Annotated in this window: 1 protein-coding gene; it reads left to right on the top strand. The window is 65.4% G+C overall.

From position 1 onward, the window contains the following. Positions 1-291: 291 nt before the first annotated feature. A partial coding sequence (locus tag ACGFU7_RS47720) for a hypothetical protein (protein ID WP_393705053.1) occupies positions 292-3,447 on the top strand: 3,156 nt, incomplete at its 3' end.

Below are 3,447 nucleotides of genomic sequence, written 5' to 3'. Positions count from 1 at the left end.
CCGGAAAGCGATCAGCAACTCCTCCAGCAACCCGCCGCGCCGGACCCCGTCCGTACCGACGACCTCGTGCGGATGCCGACTCTGCGGGACACACGCCCCGACGAGACCTTCGGCACAACCCGTTCCCCGGAGGAGCCGGGCCGTGTGGACGTCGCGCACGACGACCGTCAGGTCCGGGCGACCGAATCCGCCAGCGAGGATGGGGACGCTGGTGGTAAGGAGAGTCGCTCGGCTTCGTCCCTTCGCAATGAAGCGAATGACCGGCCGACCGCGCCTGCTGGACGGACGAGGATGGACGACTGGGCGTCGCTGCGAGCCGACGTCGGCAGCGAGCTAACGCGCCTGGGGTGGCAGGGCGGTCCGGTCACCGAGGCGACCGTGCGGAGCATGGCCGAGGCGCTGTCGCCGTCCCTGCTAAACCAGCCGACGCGGGCGGTAGGCGTCGAGATCGCCCAGCGGATCGCCAACGGCGGTCAGCCGATCCGGGCCCGAGGCGCCGGGCACGGGCGGGGAGACAGCCTGTCGGCGGATGAACTCATCCAGAGGCTGAACGTGATGGCCGATCAGAGGGTGCCGGACGTCCGACGGCTCAGGCAAAAGCCCGGCCCGCTGGGCGTGGATCTCTTCGGGGTGCTCAAGCCGGAGCCGGTGCCGTACATGTTGCGTGATCCGCGCACTGGGGTGCCGTACGACTACACGGGACTTGACGCCGACCGGTCCGTGCACTTCCTGCATGTGATGGATATGCGGTATTCCGCGCCTGCGGAAATGGATCCGGGTACCTGGGAGGTGTCGGGCTTCAGCTACGAGCACCGGCGCAGCTCCCTCCAGTGGTCTCCGGATCCGCGAGCTCCGAGGCTGCCGTCGCTCGATGTTCGGGTCCCGGCTCTGGTGCACGCGATTTGGCTGGGCGGTCCGCTGCTGGAGCACGGAGCGAGCGCGGGATTCTGGAAGCGTTACGGCGGGGCCGCCCGCAATCTTGGGGGCGGTGCGGTCTTCGTACTGTGGACCGATGTTCCCCGAGAGAAGATCGAGCAGGTCAGCGAGGCGCGAGAGGCTCCCGCCGATCCCCTCCTTGCTGACGTGTGGCGGATGGTCAGCTGGGCTACCAGCAACGGGGTCAGGCTGGTGAACACCCATGAGGTCTATAACGCTTCGCGGCCGATGGAATTGCACACCGAGTTCCTGACCGAGACGGCCAAGCAGTCCGGTGCCGGCTGGGCTGCGGCCAGCGACATCCTGCGGCTGGAGATCCTCGATGTGTTCGGCGGCCTGTACAACGACGGTGACAACGACATCCTGAACTTGGACGCGCTGGCACACGTGACCACCAGCGCCGAAGGATTCGCGATCACCGCGGACTCCAATTCCGGTATCGCGACCCATGCGGCGCACCCCTTCGTGCGACAGGCCAAGCGTTTCCTGCGGGAGAATTACCGTAAGACCCAGACGCGGCTCTATCCAGTGAGTACCGTAAAATTCCCTCCCACTTTCTGGAGCAGGGGTATGGGAAGGGCACGGCGGTACTCGGTCATGTTGCGCACCGGGCCCAACGCCTACCTCGATGTCGCCAAGAGCCTCAGCTACCAGGGGCTTGTCGATCTGCCCCGTATCCCCGGCATCACGACCCGGTCTGACTTGAGCTGGCAAACCGCCCCCGAGCGGTCGACCCGCACTTGGTCGCACCAGGAGACCGTGGACTTCACCGTCAGGGTCGTCCACACCCTGGTGCGTGGACTGTACAACCGGAATGGCGACCTCCATCTGACGTACATCGCGGACGCCGTCTCCCGGCACCGCAGGCCCGACCTTGTCTGGGATGCCGCTCTCGGCTTCCTCGCGTCGCGGGACGATCTGCGGCCCCTGGTCCTCAGCGTCACTGCGGTCCGGCAGTTGGCCGAAGGTTTTCCCGACGCCGTCGTGCGGCTGCCGCCCGCCGCCGAGGCCCTGCTCCGGCCTGCCACGGGTCAGGAGGCCGGGGTGGCGATCGGCGACTCCGAGGGCTGGTGGCTCGGCGAGCGGTCCAGGCCGGTCCGTCTGGTGACTCGGGCCGCCGCCGGTACCTTCCGTTCTGGCGGCAGCCGCTCCGGGCAGAGCACAGAACCGCTTCGCGGAGGTGCGTCGCGCCCCGAGACCGTGTCCCTGGACTCGGCGGACGGCGCGGGCCCCTCGTACGGCTGGTCCGAGATGATCGGCCGGCGCCGGACGGCGTCGCAGCTCCGTGATCTCCCCGTACTGCACGAGGTGGGCGAAGGATCGGAACTCGCCTCCATGTCCGCGGACTTGGTCGCCGAGGCTATTTCCATCCTCCAGGTGTTCAACCACTACCCGCCGGTCATCGGCCACGAACCGGCGGAGGTGTGGACCCGGGAGGAGCAGCACCAGGCACTCGAGCAGGTGGCGAGCGCCCTGCGGGACGCCGGACCCGAAGCGGCCGAGGATGCGGCGCATCAGATCGCCGTCCGGCGTGACGCTCCTTGGCGGCACACGGAAAGACTGCTCGGCGGGGGGCCGCCCCCGCTGAGCGACACGGCACGAGTTTTGGGCGTCAGCGTCGGTCCCCCTGCCGAGCTGGCGGAGGAGGGCCGCCACCAGGAGGACGAGCGAACCCGGCAGGATTCTCCCGCGGATCCGGAAACGATCGAGGCCGCACTGGCGGACCACACCACGGCGGTCGGGACACTCGCACACGCCCAGACTGCCCTGGAGACTGCGGAGCAGCGCTACCGCAACCATGGCGAGGGCAGCTCCGCAGGGGTCACGGAACCCGGGGAGGCGGAAGGCGCGCTCACCGCCGCCGAAACTGCAGTCCAGGAAACCCGTGACACCTTGAGCAACCTCGGTATCGACCTGGACCGGCTCAGGATCGACGAGGCGGACCTGTTGGCACGCCCCCGCCTGCCGGGCGGCGTCCTCAATGCCGAAGAAAGACAGACCTATGAGGCAGACCTGGTAAAAGCGATCAATTCTTATTACGGAAATTTTGAGAATCTCGGATCTCTCCCAGTCAGAGGCTATAAGGAAGGTGATTTCAAGCTCGGCAATTGGTTTAAATCTTTCAAAACAAGAGGCCTAAGGAATCTTTCGGATACCGTGCAAGAGGCCCTTGAGGGCGCGGAGATTGTTTTCGAGAAAGATATAGTCAGCGGGATTTGGAAAACTACATCCCCAAATCTTCATGACCATGAACGTTCTCTGCTGATGGAGTCGGCTTTCAGGGATTTTTACGAAAAAAACTTCGAATTCTTCGGGTATCTTCCCGCGCGCATCGATTCTGAGACGGATGGATTCGATATTGGCATGTGGGCCTATAACTTCCAACGCAGGGGAGTTGTAATCCTCTCGGAAAGGATGAAGGAGGCTCTCCGTTGGGCGGGGATTGGTTTCTCGTTGGTGGATGGAAAGTGGGAAACGAATTCTGGTTTCCGGCGCCGCGGTTGGGGGTCA

Origin of the sequence: Streptomyces sp. NPDC048473 (assembly GCF_043200155.1) — a bacterium.
Lineage (GTDB): Bacteria > Actinomycetota > Actinomycetes > Streptomycetales > Streptomycetaceae > Streptomyces.
Note: the sequence above shows the minus strand (reverse complement) of the source record. Positions and strands in the feature narration are given on the sequence as shown.